The organism is Enterobacter sp. C3_dUdeg, assembly GCF_057536195.1.
Genome location: NZ_BAAKFX010000001.1, coordinates 676,748 through 692,264, shown reverse-complemented (window position 1 = coordinate 692,264; position 15,517 = coordinate 676,748). Strand labels below are relative to the sequence as shown.

Here is a 15,517-nt window from a genome sequence, read left to right as displayed (position 1 = left end):
AAAAGCCCGGTTCGTTGACCGGGCTTTTATATTAACCGTTGTTGTTACGGCTGCCGGAGCGGCGGCTGCTGCTCACCTGGCTGTGTCGCTTCACTGCGCGACGGATCTGATTCGCCTTCATGCGTCGACGATCTTTTTCCACCGCCACTTTTGAGGTGGTTTCCGGCGTCAGGCCGACCAGCTCGCGCAGGTAGTTGGTTTGGGTCAGATCCAGTTCGGTATACCCACCGCGCGGCAGACCTTTCGGCAGCAGAATGTCGCCGTAACGGACGCGGATCAGGCGGCTAACCTGCACGCCTACCGCTTCCCAGAGACGACGCACCTCGCGGTTACGGCCTTCGGTCAGGGTCACGTTGTACCACTGGTTAATGCCTTCCCCACCGGTAAATTTGATGGTTTTGAATGCCGCAGGACCGTCTTCCAGCTGAACGCCACGCGACAGATCGCGCAGTTTATTTTCATCAACCTGGCCAAATACGCGCACCGCGTATTCACGTTCCACTTCACGGCTTGGGTGCATCAGACGGTTTGCCAGTTCACCATCAGTGGTAAACAGCAGCAGACCGCAGGTGTTCACGTCCAGACGGCCGACGGCAATCCAGCGAGCGCCACGCAGTTTAGGCAGACGGTCAAACACCGTCGGACGACCTTCCGGGTCGTTGCGGGTGCACAGCTCGCCTTCCGGCTTGTAGTAAGCCAGCACGCGGCAGATCTGTTCCGCGGACTCTTTAACGGAGATAAGATGACCGTCGATGCGGATCTTCAGCCCCGGTACGATTTCTACGCGGTCACCCAGCGTGGCGATTTTACCGTCCACACTCACGCGGCCCGCTTCAATAATGGCTTCGATTTCACGGCGTGAACCGTGGCCGGCACGCGCCAGCACTTTCTGTAACTTCTCGCTCATTGAGCTTCCTCAGGTGTCGCCTTCACAGGCGTCGAATCAGGTCAAAAGAGGGCTGAGCCCTGCTTTGATGGCCGCGTAGTATATCTGCTTATACCTTTACAAGAAAGGCTTTACGTCACCCACGCCTTCACGAATCACTTCCGGTGCATCTTCGGTTAAGTCGACCACGGTGGTCGGCTGCTGGCCGAGATAGCCGCCGTGAATAATCAGCTCGACCACCTTCTCCAGACGATCTTTGATCTCTTCCGGGTCGGACTCGGTAAACTCGCTTCCGGGCAGCATCAGCGAGGTAGAAAGCATCGGTTCGCCGAGGGTTTCCAGCAGCGCCTGCGCAATCGGGTTCGACGGCACGCGCATGCCGATGGTTTTGCGTTTCTCCTGCAGCAGACGACGCGGTACTTCCTTCGTGCCCTTCAGGATGAAGGTGTAGTTGCCCGGCGTGTTGTTCTTAATCAGGCGAAACGCCACGTTATCAACATACGCATAGGTCGACAGCTCAGAGAGATCGCGGCACATCAGGGTAAAGTTATGGCCGTCCGGCAGCTGGCGAATACGGCAAATGCGTTCCATTGCCCCTTTATCTTCAATTTTACAGCCCAGCGCGTAGCCTGAATCGGTCGGGTAGACAATCACGCCGCCTTTGCGGACGATCTCCACGGCCTGGTTGATCAGACGTGGCTGCGGGTTATCCGGATGGATATAGAAAAACTGACTCATACTTCCCTCTCTTCAATTTGCTGCGGCTGTTCCCAGAGCTGCCAGACCGGCTCAACGCCAGCGGGCAGCCAGAGCTTGCGCCCCAGTTCGATCCACGCGCAGGGCTGATGGAAATCAGAACCCTGTGACCCAAGCAGGCCGAACTGGCGGGCATAGGTCGCGAGCTGCGCGCGCTCGTTGGGCGCCTGCTGACACTGGGCGACTTCCATCGCCTCGCCACCGCATTCGGCAAAGTGTGCCAGCAGCCTTTTCAGCCATTTAGCAGAAAGATTATACCGCCCAGGATGGGCCAGCACGGCCTTACCGCCAGAATGATGAATCACATCAATAGCTTGTTTTATTGTACACCACTGTGGCGGAACGTATCCGGTTTTACCGCGCGCCAGATACTTTTTAAAGACGTCCGCCATGGTCGTCGCTTTGCCCGCGTCGACCAGAAAACGGGCGAAATGACCGCGGGTGACCGCCCCGCCGTTCGCCATCTTTTGCGCGCCTTCCAGCGCGCCCGGAATATGCGCCTTTTCCAGACGCTCGCCGATCATCTCTGCGCGCTGATTGCGGCGCGTTTTTTGTTCTTGCAAAAATGCCGTAAGCGCCGGATGGTCTATATCGATATTCAGGCCAACAATATGAATCTCATGGTTTTCCCAGACGGTCGAGATCTCGACGCCGGACACCAGATTCAGCGCCAGCCCGCTGCGGGCGATCTCGGCGCGCGCCGCCGGAATGGCATCTGTCGTATCGTGATCGGTTATCGCCAGCGTGCCGACACGCATTTCAACGGCGCGATGAACCAGGGCTTCGGGTGTCAGCAGGCCGTCAGAGGCCTGAGTATGGCTGTGTAAATCATAAATAATGGCGTAGGTGGTATCGCTCAAAGCACTTCCCATAACAGGTTGGAGACATCCGAAAACACCATGATACCGACTTAACGCGAAATTCTGAAATCAAGGGTTGACAACTTGCCATCGAACTAGTTAACTAGTACGCAAGTTCACACGAGAAAGGTATCTGAAAATGACAGCACATTTCACTCTGCACGGCTGGTGGCGCACTTCCTGATCTTCGGGCAGTGTCACGCGTCTGCGAAATGCAAACAGATACCCGCCCGCTACCCAGCGGGCTTTTTTTTGAACAAAATATGAGAACAACAACATGCAAACAGCCAAACCTCATCTCGAACTGCTGACCTGCGAGGCGGCCTATCGCCACAACCCGACCGCGCTGTTTCATCAGGTGTGCGGGGCACGTCCGGCAACGCTGCTGCTGGAATCGGCGGATATCGACAGCAAGGACGATCTCAAAAGCCTGCTGCTGGTCGATAGCGCGCTGCGCATTACCGCTTTAGGTGACACTGTCACCATCAAGGCATTATCAGACAATGGCGCATCGCTGCTGCCGCTGCTGGATGCCGCCCTGCCGTCAGGCATTGAAAATGAACGCCATCCAGAAATGCGCATTCTGCATTTCCCGCCGGTGAGCCAGCTGCTGGACGAAGACGCGCGCCTCTGCTCCCTGTCCGTTTTCGATGCCTTCCGCCTGCTGCAGAATCTGGTCACCGTGCCGGAAGACGAGCGTGAAGCGATGTTCTTCGGCGGGCTGTTTGCTTACGACCTGGTTGCCGGTTTTGAAGATTTGCCGGAAACCGAGCAGGGTAATCGCTGCCCGGATTATTGCTTCTATCTGGCTGAAACTCTGCTGGTGATCGATCACCAGAAGCAATACACCCGCATCCAGGCAAGCCTGTTCACGCCGTCTGCCGCTGAGAAAAAACGTCTCGAATACCGCATCGCTCAGCTGCAGCAGCAGATGACGGAAGCACCGCCCGCGCTGCCGGTGCAGCGCGTGGAAAAAATGACCTGCGACGTTAACCAGACTGACGATCAGTACGGCGCCGTGGTTCGCCAGATGCAAAAGGCGATTCGCGCCGGGGAAATTTTCCAGGTCGTGCCGTCCCGTCGCTTCTCGCTGCCCTGCCCGTCGCCGCTCGCAGCCTACGACGTGCTGAAAAAGAGTAACCCAAGCCCGTACATGTTCTTCATGCAGGACAACGAATTCACGCTGTTCGGCGCCTCGCCGGAAAGCTCGCTGAAATACGACGCCACCAGCCGTCAGATTGAGATCTACCCGATTGCCGGTACCCGTCCACGCGGGCGTCGCGCCGATGGCTCGCTGGACCGCGATCTGGACAGCCGCATCGAACTCGAAATGCGTACCGACCACAAAGAACTCTCCGAGCACCTGATGCTGGTTGACCTAGCGCGTAACGATCTGGCTCGCATTTGCACCCCAGGCAGCCGCTACGTGGCGGACCTGACTAAAGTTGACCGCTATTCGTTCGTGATGCACCTGGTCTCCCGCGTGGTCGGTGAGCTGCGCCACGATCTCGACGTGCTGCACGCCTACCGCGCCTGCATGAACATGGGCACCCTGAGCGGCGCGCCGAAAGTGCGCGCCATGCAGCTGATTGCCGCCGCCGAAGGACGCCGTCGCGGCAGCTACGGCGGCGCGGTAGGTTACTTCACCGCCCACGGCGATCTCGATACCTGCATCGTAATCCGCTCCGCCTATGTCGAAGACGGTATCGCCACCGTCCAGGCGGGTGCCGGGATTGTTCTTGATTCTGTTCCGCAGTCTGAAGCTGACGAAACGCGCAGTAAAGCCCGTGCGGTCCTTCGCGCCATTGCTACCGCACACCATGCACAGGAGATTTTCTGATGGCTGACATTCTGCTGCTCGATAATATCGACTCCTTTACCTATAACCTGGCAGATCAGCTGCGTGCGAATGGCCACAACGTCGTTATCTACCGCAACCACGTTCCTGCGCAGACCCTGATTGACCGTCTGGCAACCATGCAAAACCCGGTGCTGATGCTCTCCCCGGGGCCAGGCGCACCGAGCGAAGCCGGCTGTATGCCGGAGCTGCTGACCCGTATGCGCAGCAAACTGCCGATCGTCGGCATCTGCCTCGGCCATCAGGCGATTGTTGAAGCCTATGGCGGCTACGTTGGCCAGGCGGGTGAGATCCTGCACGGTAAAGCGTCCAGCATTGAACATGACGGCCAGGCGATGTTTGCCGGGCTGCCGAACCCGCTCCCGGTCGCGCGCTATCACTCGCTGGTTGGCAGCAATATTCCCGCCGGGCTGACGATCAACGCCTCGTTTGAAGGCATGGTGATGGCGGTGCGCCACGATGCGGACCGCGTCTGCGGCCTGCAGTTCCACCCGGAATCAATCCTGACCTCCCACGGCGCCCGCCTGCTGGAGCAGACGCTGGACTGGGCGTTACAGAAGCTGGAGCAGACCAATACCCTGCAGCCGATTCTGGAAAAACTGTATCAGGCGCAGACCCTGAGCCAGCAGGAGAGCCATCAGCTCTTCTCCGCCGTGGTTCGCGGTGAGCTGAAGCCTGAACAGCTGGCAGCCGCGCTGGTTAGCATGAAGGTGCGCGGCGAAAGCCCGCAGGAGATCGCCGGTGCCGCTACGGCCCTGCTGGAAAATGCCGCCCCGTTCCCGCGCCCGGACTATCAGTTTGCCGATATTGTCGGTACCGGCGGTGACGGCAGTAACAGCATCAATATCTCCACCGCCAGCGCCTTCGTGGCGGCGGCGTGTGGTTTGAAGGTCGCTAAGCACGGTAACCGCAGCGTTTCCAGCCGGTCAGGTTCTTCCGATCTGCTCGCCGCATTCGGTATTAACCTCGATATGAACGCCGAGCGTTCCCGTGAAGCGCTGGATGACCTGGGCGTCTGCTTCCTGTTTGCGCCGAAGTACCACACCGGTTTCCGCCACGCGATGCCGGTTCGGCAGCAGCTAAAAACCCGCACGCTGTTTAACGTGCTCGGCCCGCTGATCAACCCGGCCCACCCGCCGCTGGCGCTGATTGGCGTTTACAGCCCTGAGCTGGTTCTGCCGATTGCCGAGACGCTGCGCGTGCTGGGTTATCAGCGTGCCGCCGTGGTGCACAGCGGCGGTATGGATGAGGTTTCTCTTCATGCACCAACGCTGGTGGCCGAACTGCGCGACGGCGAAATTCTGAGCTATCAGCTGGAGGCTGCCGACTTCGGCCTTGCGCCATACCATCAGGAAGCGCTGGCAGGCGGTACGCCGGAAGAAAACCGTGACATTCTGACTCGCTTATTACAAGGTAAAGGAGAGGTTGCCCATGAGGCCGCCGTTGCTGCCAACGTCGCCATGCTGATGCGTTTGCACGGTGAGGAAGACCTGAAGGCCAACGTTCAAAAAGTTCTGGATGTACTGCGCTCCGGTGCAGCTTACGATCGCGTTACCGCACTTGCGGCAAGAGGGTAAAGAATGCAGACCGTTTTAGCGAAAATCGTTGCCGATAAGGCCATCTGGGTGGAAGCCCGCAAGCAACAGCAGCCGCTTGCGAGTTTCCAGAATGACGTCGTCCCGAGCAGCCGTCGTTTCTATGACGCCCTGCGGGGTACGCGCACCGCGTTTATTCTTGAGTGCAAAAAAGCGTCCCCGTCCAAAGGCGTTATTCGTGACGATTTCGACCCGGCGCGTATTGCCGGCATTTATAAGCATCATGCTTCAGCCATCTCCGTGCTGACGGATGAGAAATATTTTCAGGGCAGCTTCGACTTTCTGCCGATCGTCAGCGGCATCGCGCCGCAGCCGATCCTGTGCAAAGACTTTATTATCGACCCGTATCAGATCTGGCTGGCGCGTTTTTTCCAGGCCGACGCCTGCCTGCTGATGCTCTCAGTGCTCGACGACGAGCAGTATCGCCAGCTTTCCGCCGTGGCGCACAGCCTGAACATGGGCGTACTGACCGAAGTGAGCAACGAAGAGGAGCTGGAGCGCGCGATTGCGCTGGAAGCCAAAGTGGTCGGCATTAACAACCGCGATCTGCGCGACCTGTCCATTGACCTTAACCGTACCCGCCAGCTGGCGCCGCGTCTGGGGTCTGGCGTTACGGTGATCAGCGAATCCGGCATTAACAGCTACGCCCAGGTGCGCGAGCTGAGCCACTTCGCCAACGGATTCCTGATTGGCTCCGCCATGATGGAACATGACGATCTCAATGCGGCGGTACGTCGCGTGCTGCTGGGTGAAAACAAAGTCTGCGGCTTAACCCGCGAACAGGATGCCCAGGCCGCGTATGAAGCCGGGGCGATTTATGGCGGGCTGATCTTTGTGGATTCATCTCCTCGCGCGGTCAGTGAAGAGCAGGCGCGTAAGGTCATCGCAGCGGCTCCGCTCAGCTACGTGGGCGTTTTCCGCAATGCAGATATTGCAGACGTTGCGGCAAAAGCCGACGCGTTATCCCTGAGCGCGGTGCAGCTCCACGGCGATGAAGACCAGAGCTACATCGATGCCCTGCGCGCCGCGCTGGCACCACAGGTGCAAATCTGGAAAGCGCAAAGCGTAGGCGATACTTTGCCCTCGCGTAACCTGAACCATGTGGATAAATACGTCCTCGATAACGGCCAGGGCGGTACCGGCCAGCGTTTTGACTGGTCGCTGCTGAACGGCGAGAAACTGGACAACGTCCTGCTGGCGGGCGGATTAAGCCCGGATAACTGCGTAGAAGCCGCTAAAACCGGCTGCGCAGGCCTCGATTTCAATTCAGGCGTAGAGTCCCAACCGGGTATCAAAGATGCCAGCAAGCTGGCCTCGGTTTTTAAAACTCTGCGTGCATATTAAGGAAGAGAAGATGACGACATTACTTAACCCGTATTTTGGTGAGTTCGGCGGGATGTACGTCCCGCAAATCCTGATGCCCGCGCTGCGCCAGCTGGAAGAAGCGTTTGTCAGCGCGCAGAAAGATCCGGCGTTTCAGGCTGAATTTACCGACCTGCTGAAAAATTACGCCGGTCGTCCGACCGCGCTGACCAAATGCCGCAACCTGACGGAAGGCACCAAAACCACGCTGTATCTGAAGCGTGAAGACCTGCTGCACGGCGGCGCGCATAAAACTAACCAGGTGCTGGGCCAGGCGCTGCTCGCGAAGCGTATGGGCAAAACCGAAATCATCGCCGAAACCGGTGCAGGTCAGCACGGCGTGGCCTCTGCGCTTGCCAGCGCCCTGCTCGGCCTGAAATGCCGCATCTATATGGGAGCGAAAGACGTTGAGCGTCAGTCTCCGAACGTCTTCCGTATGCGTCTGATGGGAGCGGAAGTGATCCCGGTGCACAGCGGCTCCGCGACGCTGAAGGATGCCTGTAACGAAGCGCTTCGCGACTGGTCTGGCAGCTATGAAACCGCGCACTATATGCTCGGTACCGCGGCGGGCCCGCACCCGTTCCCGACTATCGTGCGCGAATTCCAGCGCATGATCGGTGAAGAGACCAAAGCGCAGATCCTCGAAAAAGAGGGGCGTCTGCCGGATGCGGTGATCGCCTGCGTTGGCGGCGGATCTAACGCCATCGGCATGTTCGCAGACTTTATCGACGACACCAGCGTGGGTCTGATTGGCGTAGAGCCTGCCGGGCACGGCATTGAATCGGGTGAACACGGCGCGCCGCTGAAGCATGGCCGTGTGGGGATCTACTTCGGGATGAAATCCCCGATGATGCAAACCGATGAGGGCCAGATTGAAGAGTCTTACTCTATTTCTGCCGGCCTCGACTTCCCGTCCGTCGGGCCGCAGCATGCGTTCCTGAACAGTACCGGCCGCGCGGACTATGTCTCCATTACCGATGACGAAGCGCTGGAAGCCTTTAAAACGCTGTGCCGCAGCGAAGGGATCATCCCGGCGCTGGAGTCTTCACACGCCCTGGCGCACGCGCTGAAAATGATGAAAGAAAACCCGGAAAAAGAACAGCTGCTGGTGGTAAACCTTTCCGGCCGCGGTGACAAAGATATCTTCACCGTTCACGATATTCTGAAAGCACGAGGGGAAATCTGATGGAACGCTACGATAACGTATTTGCAGAGCTGAAATCCCGCCAGGAAGGCGCTTTCGTTCCCTTCGTCACCCTGGGCGATCCGGGCCCGGAACAGTCGCTGAAGATCATCGACACCCTGATTGAGGCCGGTGCCGACGCGCTGGAGCTGGGTATTCCGTTCTCCGATCCGCTGGCGGATGGCCCGACCATCCAGAATGCGACGCTGCGCGCATTCGCCTCCGGGGTGACGCCGACCCAGTGCTTCGAGATGCTGGCGGCGATTCGCCAGAAGCACCCGACCATTCCGATCGGCCTGCTGATGTACGCCAACCTGGTGTTCAACCGCGGTATCGATGAGTTTTACGCCGAGTGCGCACGCGTGGGCGTCGACTCCGTTCTGGTGGCAGACGTGCCGGTCGAGGAATCTGCGCCATTCCGTCAGGCGGCCATGCGCCATAACGTCGCCCCGATTTTCATCTGCCCGCCGAACGCCGATGACGCCCTGCTGCGCCAGATTGCCTCTTACGGACGCGGCTATACCTACCTGCTCTCCCGCGCGGGCGTGACCGGTGCCGAGAATAAAGCCGCACTGCCGCTGCATCATCTGGTGGAGAAGCTGGCCGAGTACCATGCCGCGCCTCCGCTGCAGGGGTTCGGGATTTCCTCCCCGGATCAGGTCAGCGCAGCGATTGACGCGAAGGCGGCAGGTGCCATCTCCGGCTCCGCAATTGTGAAGATCATCGAGAAGAACGTGGACAAGCCAGAGCAGATGCTGGCCGAGCTGAAAGCGTTTGTGACCGCAATGAAAGCGGCGACGCGTAAAGCATAACCCTTCCACCGTCTGGCTTCCTGCCAGACGGTTACCCTTCCTTCCCCACCTTCTACAACGGATTACCTCAAAATTGATCCCGTCGATATTTTCGGCGTGAATGGCTTTCCATTCTGGCGTGCAAGCGTATGATCTGGACTCTTTTTTTATCTTTAATCCTTCTGAGTTCAGAGGCTTATTCATGTCATGGCAATCCTTTAAACAGGCTTACCTGGTTAAGTTCTGGTCACCTGTTCCGGCCGTTATCGCGGCAGGCATTCTCTCTACCTACTATTTCGGTATTACCGGCACCTTCTGGGCCGTGACCGGCGAGTTCACCCGCTGGGGTGGTCAATTGCTACAGCTCGCTGGCGTGCATACCGAAGAGTGGGGTTACTTTAAACTCATCCATCTGGACGGCACGCCACTTACCCGCATCGACGGGATGATGATCGTCGGCATGTTCGGTGGCTGTTTCGCGGCGGCGCTGTGGGCAAACAACGTTAAGTTGCGGATGCCCAAAAGCCGTATTCGCATAATGCAGGCGGTAGTCGGCGGTATCATTGCCGGGTTTGGCGCCCGTCTGGCGATGGGCTGTAACCTGGCCGCTTTCTTTACGGGTATTCCTCAGTTTTCGCTTCACGCCTGGTTCTTTGCAGTCGCCACGGCCATCGGCTCTTACTTCGGTGCCAAATTTACCCTGCTGCCGCTGTTCCGCATTCCGGTGAAAATGACAAAAGTCAGCGCAGCGTCTCCGTTAACCCAGAAGCCGGACCAGGCGCGTCGCCGTTTCCGCCTCGGTATGCTGGTCTTTTTGGCTATGGTCGCCTGGGCGCTTTGCACTGCGATGAATCAGCCCAAACTCGGCCTGGCGATGCTGTTCGGCGTGGGTTTTGGTCTGCTCATTGAACGCGCGCAGATCTGCTTTACCTCCGCGTTTCGCGATATGTGGATCACCGGCCGCACGATGATGGCAAAGGCGATTATCGCCGGGATGGCGGTCAGCGCCATCGGTATCTTCAGCTATGTTCAGCTGGGCGTTGAACCGAAAATCATGTGGGCTGGCCCTAACGCGGTGATTGGCGGCCTGCTGTTTGGCTTCGGGATTGTGCTGGCTGGCGGGTGTGAAACCGGCTGGATGTACCGCGCCGTTGAAGGTCAGGTGCATTACTGGTGGGTGGGCCTGGGAAATGTTATCGGCTCGACGATCCTGGCGTACTTCTGGGACGATCTGTCCCCGGCGCTTGCCACGAACTGGGACAAGGTCAACCTGCTGAGCACCTTCGGCCCTCTCGGCGGCCTGCTGGTCACCTATGCCCTGCTGCTGGTCGCTTTTTTACTGGTTGTCGCGCAGGAGAAACGCTTCTTCCGTCGCGCGAGTGTTAAAACAGAAACCCAGGAGAATGCTGCATGAAAGAGATCGTGCCCGATTACCGTCTGGATATGGTTGGTGAACCCTGCCCTTATCCGGCTGTTGCCACGCTTGAAGCCCTACCGCAGCTCAAAAAAGGGGAAATTCTGGAAGTGGTCAGCGACTGTCCGCAGTCCATCAACAACATTCCGCTGGATGCGAAAAACCACGGCTACACGGTGCTGGATATCCAGCAGGATGGCCCGACCATTCGGTATTTGATTCAGAAGTGATCGCTAAGGGCCTCGTAAGGGGCCTTTATCCTATTGAATTATAGGACATCTTGATCCACGGCAAAAACGCGATCTTTGACTTAAGTAAAATCTCACTTCCCTTTTGAAGGAGGTTTTCGCGGTTTGATGTATTTACGAGCTTTACTGGTTTTCGCCTTATTGATTCCCTTCCATGCGCTGTCCCTGAATTTCTCTTCTACCTTCCTGCGCCTTAATTGTCCGCAAAGAGGACTTGTCGAGGTCATTCTGCACGTTTATGACCATACCCAGGAGCGATGGCACGGTCATTTTGAAACCGGTGCGGGACATAAACGTGCGGGAGATACCGAAATCATCCCGTTTGCCAACGGCGATATTCTTTTTCATTCCCTGTCCAGCGACGCTTTCAGCTATTTATATGATGGGGAAAATATCCTGAGGCACTGCGTAAAGCTTGATGAGCGGCCGGTTTATCCGTCGTTTTGAAGTGAGCAAAGCAAACTGGCCACCCTGTGGCCAGTTTGACGGGGGATTAGAAACGATAACCCGCAGAGAACATAAACACCCACGGATCCAGGCGAGTATTGATACTTTGCTGCTGACCGCCCGCCTTGAAGCGTACGTCCGTATCAATATCCATGTACCAGACCGAGGCGTTAATCAGCCAGTCGCGGTTAATCAGATAGTCCAGACCGACCTGCCCCGCCATACCCCATGAGTCTTTCAGGCTGAGGTCCGTCAGACCGGCCTCTTTACCGGTATCGTTAAACTTCTCGTCGAAGAAGGTAGTGTAGTTCACACCGGCGCCAATATAAGGACGCACCTTGCTGCTGGCATCGCCAAAGTACCATTGCGCCATCAGCGTTGGCGGTAAATGGTGAACCGTAGCGATATCACCGGTTGCGCCCAGACCAACGCGATGGCGGAACGGCGTTGCAGCCAGAAGCTCAATACCAACGTTTTCCGTCGCCATATAGGTGAACGTTAACCCTAACTGGGTGTTATTACTGACGTTAAAACCGCCCATACCCAGCACGTTATCCGATCCTTCAGTCGGGCGAACCGTAGCCGAACCGGCACGAATAAAGAATTCGCCTGCTTCATGCGCATACGCGCCGCCAGAGAGACTGCTTAATACAAGGGCTGCCACCGCTAATTTTTTCATATCCGCTCCATCGTTGTGGTTTTAATCGCGGATGAGAATATACTCACAAATGAGTAATAAGTGATCTGCTACAGATCACATTAAAACCAGTAACTTAACATTCATTGATCTGGATTAATTTTTTGTTGCGCATCCAAAAGCGATAAGTTGTTTCCATGTCAATTTTTGGCATTTCACGGTTACAAAATTTTCCCTTTTCCCCCTCTTGCTCTTCCTCTGACGGCTGGATAATTTATCGCTCTCACAAGTTGATTTGATGCGTTCTTCTTTTGCAGGTGTGCCATGAGTGATATCAACCCGTGCATGACGTGCGGAGCCTGTTGTGCGTATTTTCGAGTCTCTTTCTACTGGGCCGAAGCCAGCGATGGCGGCGGTACCGTTCCGGTTCATCTCACAGAGCCGCTAACGCCTTTTCTGCGCTGCATGAGCGGCACCAACCAAAAGCAGGTCCGCTGCGTTGCGCTACAGGGTGAGCCAGGGGTCTCTACCCGATGTTCTATCTATGAGGATCGGCCCAGCCCGTGTCGGGAATTTGCCATGTCGGGGGAAGATGGGCAGGTCAACGTAGCCTGCAATCGCGCCCGGGCACGCGTTGGATTACCGCCGCTTTACAAAGATATGCTTTTCCATACAAGCCTTGATGCTGCCACAGCAGGCGCATCCGGTGTACAATTGCCGGCTAATTAACACCTGCAATACTCAAGGAGAGTGCATGTCTATCACGGCGAAGTCTGTCTACCGTGACACGGGAAACTTTTTCCGCAATCAGTTCATAACCTTTTTACTGATCGCGTTGCTATGTGCCTTTATCACGGTGGTGCTGGGCCATGCCTTCTCACCGAGTGATGAACAGATTGCCAGCCTGAGCCAGGGCGACCATCTTGCCGGAAGCGTGGGGCTATTTGAACTGGTGCAAAACATGACGCCGGAACAGCAGCAAATTCTGCTGCGGGCGTCTGCCGCATCCACGTTCTCAGGCCTGATTGGTAATGCGGTTCTGGCGGGCGGCGTTTTGCTGATGATTCAGCTGGTATCGGCGGGTCACCGGGTCAGCGCCTTACGGGCGATTGGTGCCAGTGCGCCAGTCTTACCTAAGCTGTTTATCCTGATCTTTTTAACCACCCTGCTGGTGCAAATGGGGATTATGCTGGTCGTGGTGCCGGGCGTATTACTGGCTATCGTGCTCTCATTTGCGCCTGTGATGGTCGTGCAAGATAAGATGGGGATTTTTACCGCGATGCGCAGCAGCATCAGACTGGCATGGGCGAATATGCGTCTGGTGGCTCCCGCCGTGATCGGCTGGCTGCTCGCCAAAACGCTCCTGCTGTTGTTTGCACCGAATTTTGCGGTATTAACGCCAAATGTTGGTGCGGTAGTGGCGAATACGCTGAGCAACCTGATTTCAGCGGTACTGCTGGTCTATCTGTTCCGCCTGTATATGTTAATTCGTCAGTAATCCTGAGGCGGGCGGCATCGCTGCCTCCCGCCCCGCTCAGAAGATGGAATCACAGAATGAAGCAGTTTCTTGATTTTTTACCGCTCGTGGTCTTTTTTGCTTTTTATAAGCTGTACGATATTTATGCCGCGACCACTGCGCTGATCGTTGCGACCGCTGTTGTACTCATCTACAGCTGGGTTCGCTATCGTAAAGTCGAAAAAATGGCGCTGGTTACCTTCGTCCTGGTCGCCGTATTCGGCGGGCTGACTCTGTTCTTCCACAATGATGAATTTATTAAGTGGAAAGTGACCGTTATTTACGCGCTGTTTGCGGGCGCATTGTTAATTAGCCAGTGGGTCATGAAAAAGCCGCTGATCCAGCGCATGCTGGGCAAAGAGCTGACGCTGCCTCAGGAAGTCTGGTCCCGTCTAAATATCGCCTGGGCGGTCTTCTTTATTCTCTGTGGTCTTGCCAATATCTATATTGCCTTCTGGCTGCCGCAGAATATCTGGGTCAACTTTAAGGTCTTCGGCCTGACCGCGCTGACGCTTATCTTCACGCTGTTAAGCGGCGTATACATCTATCGCCACATGCCGCAGGACGACAAGCACTGATTAATGACTGACCAGAACGTCTACGACAGGCGTTCTGGTCTATTCTCTCCGCTGTGAAATCATAGTAGCATCCCGCCTGAAGTCTTCCGTTACGAGTTAAAACAATGACAACAACTAACGCCCCGCAGGGCGAACTGGTTTTACGCACACTGGCAATGCCCGCTGACACCAATGCCAATGGCGATATTTTTGGCGGCTGGCTGATGTCGCAGATGGATATGGGCGGCGCAATTCTGGCTAAAGAGATTGCCCACGGGCGCGTGGTGACTGTGCGAGTGGACGGCATGACCTTCCTGCGCCCGGTTGCGGTGGGAGATGTGGTTTGCTGCTACGCGCGCTGCGTCAAACGCGGCAACACCTCTATTTCAATCAACATCGAAGTGTGGGTTAAGAAAGTCTCTTCTGAACCCATTGGACAGCGTTATAAGGCCACTGAAGCGCTGTTTATTTATGTTGCAGTCGATAGCGAGGGAAAACCTCGTCAACTTCCGCAGGCCTGATCGACAGGCAAAAAAAAGCCTCCATCAGGAGGCTTTTTTTATTCCATCTGCGCCCCGCCGTTCAGGCGGAAAACAATATTCACAATCAGTCCGCTGCCCGGTTTTCCGGCTTCATAGCGCCATCTGCGCATCGCCGATTTCACTTCGCGCTCAAACATATTGGAAGGCTGAGCGGACAATATTTCCACGTTATCCACGCGGCCATCGGCAGTGACGTCAAATTTCACCCGTACGCGGCCTTCAATACGTAAGGCCTGCGCTCGCGCCGGATACTGAGGCTGGTTGCGACTCAGCGCGCGCGGGCCCGCGGGGGCACTGACTGTCGGCTTAGGCGCGGTTGCGGTGTTATTCATCACCGGACGCGAAGGCGCCGCATTCTCGACCGTCTGGGTCGCACGTGGTTCAACCGGACGTTCCTCGCGTTTCGGACGCTCCTCGACCTTCTTCACCGGTTTTGGCTTCGGCTTAGGTTTTGGCTTCGGTTCAGGCTTGTGGATCACCACCGGCGCTTCCTTCGGTGGCGGCGGAACAGGCTCGGGCTCTGGCTCAGGTTCAGCCACCGGCTGCGGTGGCGGAGGTGCAGCCTGCGGCGGTTCGAGATCCGCTGGCGATACCATCGTCACCGAAATCGGCTGCGCGGGCGCGGGCATTTCAATAACCTGATGAACCGAGGTATACAGCAAACCCGCCACAACAGCACCGTGAATCACGACAGAAAGCAGCGTCGGCCAGGGGAAGCGGCGAGGTAAATCAAGGGTCATCGAAGTCATAATCATCAACGTTAAAAAACCGAACACTGATTTTAAATGCAAATAGCAATCATATTCAATAAGACACTTTGTTCTGGCGCAACTTTAGCGCATAAGAGGCCAAAAAAGGCGCATTC

At 56.6% G+C, this 15,517-nt stretch carries 18 protein-coding genes and 1 other annotated feature; of the genes, 13 read left to right on the top strand and 5 right to left on the bottom strand.

Annotated features, from left to right (window positions below):
* Positions 1-31 precede the first annotated feature (31 nt).
* The 3 genes from rluB to rnm form a co-directional block, all read right to left on the bottom strand.
* The gene (gene rluB / locus AC27FC_RS03225; RefSeq protein ID WP_023312076.1) at positions 32-907 is read right to left on the bottom strand and encodes a 23S rRNA pseudouridine(2605) synthase RluB; all 876 of its coding nucleotides are present in this window, start codon (positions 905-907) and stop codon (positions 32-34) included.
* A 96-nt stretch (positions 908-1,003) separates the two neighbouring features.
* On the bottom strand, positions 1,004-1,624 hold the full coding sequence (locus AC27FC_RS03220) for an L-threonylcarbamoyladenylate synthase (protein ID WP_003856793.1): 621 nt from the start codon (positions 1,622-1,624) through the stop codon (positions 1,004-1,006).
* Positions 1,621-2,502, bottom strand: coding sequence for an RNase RNM (gene rnm, locus AC27FC_RS03215; RefSeq protein ID WP_032656720.1), 882 nt, complete (start codon positions 2,500-2,502; stop codon positions 1,621-1,623). The genes AC27FC_RS03220 and rnm overlap by 4 nt, the downstream gene beginning before the upstream one ends.
* A gap of 139 nt (positions 2,503-2,641) precedes the next feature.
* Between rnm and trpL the strand changes: the two genes are divergently transcribed.
* From trpL to AC27FC_RS03170, 9 genes are all read left to right on the top strand, one after another.
* Positions 2,642-2,686: a trp operon leader peptide gene (gene trpL / locus AC27FC_RS03210; protein WP_106993556.1), complete on the top strand. Its 45-nt coding sequence runs from the start codon at positions 2,642-2,644 to the stop codon at positions 2,684-2,686.
* Positions 2,663-2,756 (top strand) — a sequence feature (Trp leader region). (Overlaps the previous gene by 24 nt.)
* A gap of 23 nt (positions 2,757-2,779) precedes the next feature.
* Positions 2,780-4,342: an anthranilate synthase component 1 gene (locus AC27FC_RS03205; RefSeq protein WP_033145745.1), complete on the top strand. Its 1,563-nt coding sequence runs from the start codon at positions 2,780-2,782 to the stop codon at positions 4,340-4,342.
* On the top strand, positions 4,342-5,937 hold the full coding sequence (trpD, locus tag AC27FC_RS03200; RefSeq protein WP_196354279.1) for a bifunctional anthranilate synthase glutamate amidotransferase component TrpG/anthranilate phosphoribosyltransferase TrpD: 1,596 nt from the start codon (positions 4,342-4,344) through the stop codon (positions 5,935-5,937). Before AC27FC_RS03205 ends, trpD begins: the two co-directional genes overlap by 1 nt.
* 3 nt (positions 5,938-5,940) lie before the next feature.
* The gene (gene trpCF / locus AC27FC_RS03195) at positions 5,941-7,299 is read left to right on the top strand and encodes a bifunctional indole-3-glycerol-phosphate synthase TrpC/phosphoribosylanthranilate isomerase TrpF (RefSeq protein WP_196354278.1); all 1,359 of its coding nucleotides are present in this window, start codon (positions 5,941-5,943) and stop codon (positions 7,297-7,299) included.
* 10 nt (positions 7,300-7,309) lie between these two features.
* Positions 7,310-8,503, top strand: coding sequence for a tryptophan synthase subunit beta (trpB, locus tag AC27FC_RS03190; protein ID WP_094934668.1), 1,194 nt, complete (start codon positions 7,310-7,312; stop codon positions 8,501-8,503).
* Positions 8,503-9,312 carry a tryptophan synthase subunit alpha gene (gene trpA / locus AC27FC_RS03185; protein ID WP_033145748.1) on the top strand — a complete coding sequence of 270 codons (810 nt, stop codon included), beginning with the start codon at positions 8,503-8,505 and terminating at the stop codon, positions 9,310-9,312. Before trpB ends, trpA begins: the two co-directional genes overlap by 1 nt.
* Positions 9,313-9,493: 181 nt before the next feature.
* Positions 9,494-10,705 (top strand): selenium metabolism membrane protein YedE/FdhT, encoded by a 1,212-nt coding sequence (gene yedE / locus AC27FC_RS03180; RefSeq protein ID WP_196354277.1) that lies wholly within the window; start codon positions 9,494-9,496, stop codon positions 10,703-10,705.
* Positions 10,702-10,935 (top strand): sulfurtransferase-like selenium metabolism protein YedF, encoded by a 234-nt coding sequence (gene yedF, locus AC27FC_RS03175; RefSeq protein WP_003856774.1) that lies wholly within the window; start codon positions 10,702-10,704, stop codon positions 10,933-10,935. Before yedE ends, yedF begins: the two co-directional genes overlap by 4 nt.
* Before the next feature lie 126 nt (positions 10,936-11,061).
* On the top strand, positions 11,062-11,400 hold the full coding sequence (locus tag AC27FC_RS03170) for a hypothetical protein (RefSeq protein ID WP_047174179.1): 339 nt from the start codon (positions 11,062-11,064) through the stop codon (positions 11,398-11,400).
* Between the two features lie 46 nt (positions 11,401-11,446).
* Here the strand turns inward: AC27FC_RS03170 and ompW are convergent, their stop codons facing one another.
* On the bottom strand, positions 11,447-12,079 hold the full coding sequence (ompW, locus tag AC27FC_RS03165) for an outer membrane protein OmpW (RefSeq protein ID WP_048975124.1): 633 nt from the start codon (positions 12,077-12,079) through the stop codon (positions 11,447-11,449).
* Between the two features lie 282 nt (positions 12,080-12,361).
* Between ompW and AC27FC_RS03160 the strand changes: the two genes are divergently transcribed.
* From AC27FC_RS03160 to yciA, 4 genes are all read left to right on the top strand, one after another.
* Positions 12,362-12,766 (top strand): YkgJ family cysteine cluster protein, encoded by a 405-nt coding sequence (locus AC27FC_RS03160; protein WP_121424010.1) that lies wholly within the window; start codon positions 12,362-12,364, stop codon positions 12,764-12,766.
* A gap of 25 nt (positions 12,767-12,791) precedes the next feature.
* Positions 12,792-13,535, top strand: coding sequence for a YciC family protein (locus tag AC27FC_RS03155; protein ID WP_094934670.1), 744 nt, complete (start codon positions 12,792-12,794; stop codon positions 13,533-13,535).
* A 56-nt stretch (positions 13,536-13,591) separates the two neighbouring features.
* Positions 13,592-14,131, top strand: a complete 540-nt coding sequence (locus tag AC27FC_RS03150; protein ID WP_025756566.1) for a septation protein A — start codon at positions 13,592-13,594, stop codon at positions 14,129-14,131.
* Between the two features lie 104 nt (positions 14,132-14,235).
* Positions 14,236-14,631, top strand: coding sequence for an acyl-CoA thioester hydrolase YciA (gene yciA, locus AC27FC_RS03145; RefSeq protein WP_008502796.1), 396 nt, complete (start codon positions 14,236-14,238; stop codon positions 14,629-14,631).
* A 38-nt stretch (positions 14,632-14,669) separates the two neighbouring features.
* On the opposite strand, the gene tonB is transcribed toward yciA, so the two are convergent.
* Positions 14,670-15,392, bottom strand: a complete 723-nt coding sequence (gene tonB, locus AC27FC_RS03140) for a TonB system transport protein TonB (RefSeq protein ID WP_058841307.1) — start codon at positions 15,390-15,392, stop codon at positions 14,670-14,672.
* Positions 15,393-15,517: the final 125 nt, after the last annotated feature.

Excerpts from the sequence above, each read along its gene's own strand:
- tonB (WP_058841307.1), bottom strand. The coding sequence starts at position 15,392 with ATGACCCTTGATTTACCTCGCCGCTTCCCCTGGCCGACGCTGCTTTCT.
- rluB (WP_023312076.1), bottom strand. The coding sequence starts at position 907 with ATGAGCGAGAAGTTACAGAAAGTGCTGGCGCGTGCCGGCCACGGTTCA.
- trpD (WP_196354279.1), top strand. The coding sequence starts at position 4,342 with ATGGCTGACATTCTGCTGCTCGATAATATCGACTCCTTTACCTATAAC.
- AC27FC_RS03150 (WP_025756566.1), top strand. The coding sequence starts at position 13,592 with ATGAAGCAGTTTCTTGATTTTTTACCGCTCGTGGTCTTTTTTGCTTTT.
- AC27FC_RS03160 (WP_121424010.1), top strand. The coding sequence starts at position 12,362 with ATGAGTGATATCAACCCGTGCATGACGTGCGGAGCCTGTTGTGCGTAT.
- yedF (WP_003856774.1), top strand. The coding sequence starts at position 10,702 with ATGAAAGAGATCGTGCCCGATTACCGTCTGGATATGGTTGGTGAACCC.
- trpB (WP_094934668.1), top strand. The coding sequence starts at position 7,310 with ATGACGACATTACTTAACCCGTATTTTGGTGAGTTCGGCGGGATGTAC.
- AC27FC_RS03220 (WP_003856793.1), bottom strand. The coding sequence starts at position 1,624 with ATGAGTCAGTTTTTCTATATCCATCCGGATAACCCGCAGCCACGTCTG.
- AC27FC_RS03205 (WP_033145745.1), top strand. The coding sequence starts at position 2,780 with ATGCAAACAGCCAAACCTCATCTCGAACTGCTGACCTGCGAGGCGGCC.
- AC27FC_RS03170 (WP_047174179.1), top strand. The coding sequence starts at position 11,062 with ATGTATTTACGAGCTTTACTGGTTTTCGCCTTATTGATTCCCTTCCAT.
- trpCF (WP_196354278.1), top strand. The coding sequence starts at position 5,941 with ATGCAGACCGTTTTAGCGAAAATCGTTGCCGATAAGGCCATCTGGGTG.
- ompW (WP_048975124.1), bottom strand. The coding sequence starts at position 12,079 with ATGAAAAAATTAGCGGTGGCAGCCCTTGTATTAAGCAGTCTCTCTGGC.
- yedE (WP_196354277.1), top strand. The coding sequence starts at position 9,494 with ATGTCATGGCAATCCTTTAAACAGGCTTACCTGGTTAAGTTCTGGTCA.
- yciA (WP_008502796.1), top strand. The coding sequence starts at position 14,236 with ATGACAACAACTAACGCCCCGCAGGGCGAACTGGTTTTACGCACACTG.
- AC27FC_RS03155 (WP_094934670.1), top strand. The coding sequence starts at position 12,792 with ATGTCTATCACGGCGAAGTCTGTCTACCGTGACACGGGAAACTTTTTC.
- trpA (WP_033145748.1), top strand. The coding sequence starts at position 8,503 with ATGGAACGCTACGATAACGTATTTGCAGAGCTGAAATCCCGCCAGGAA.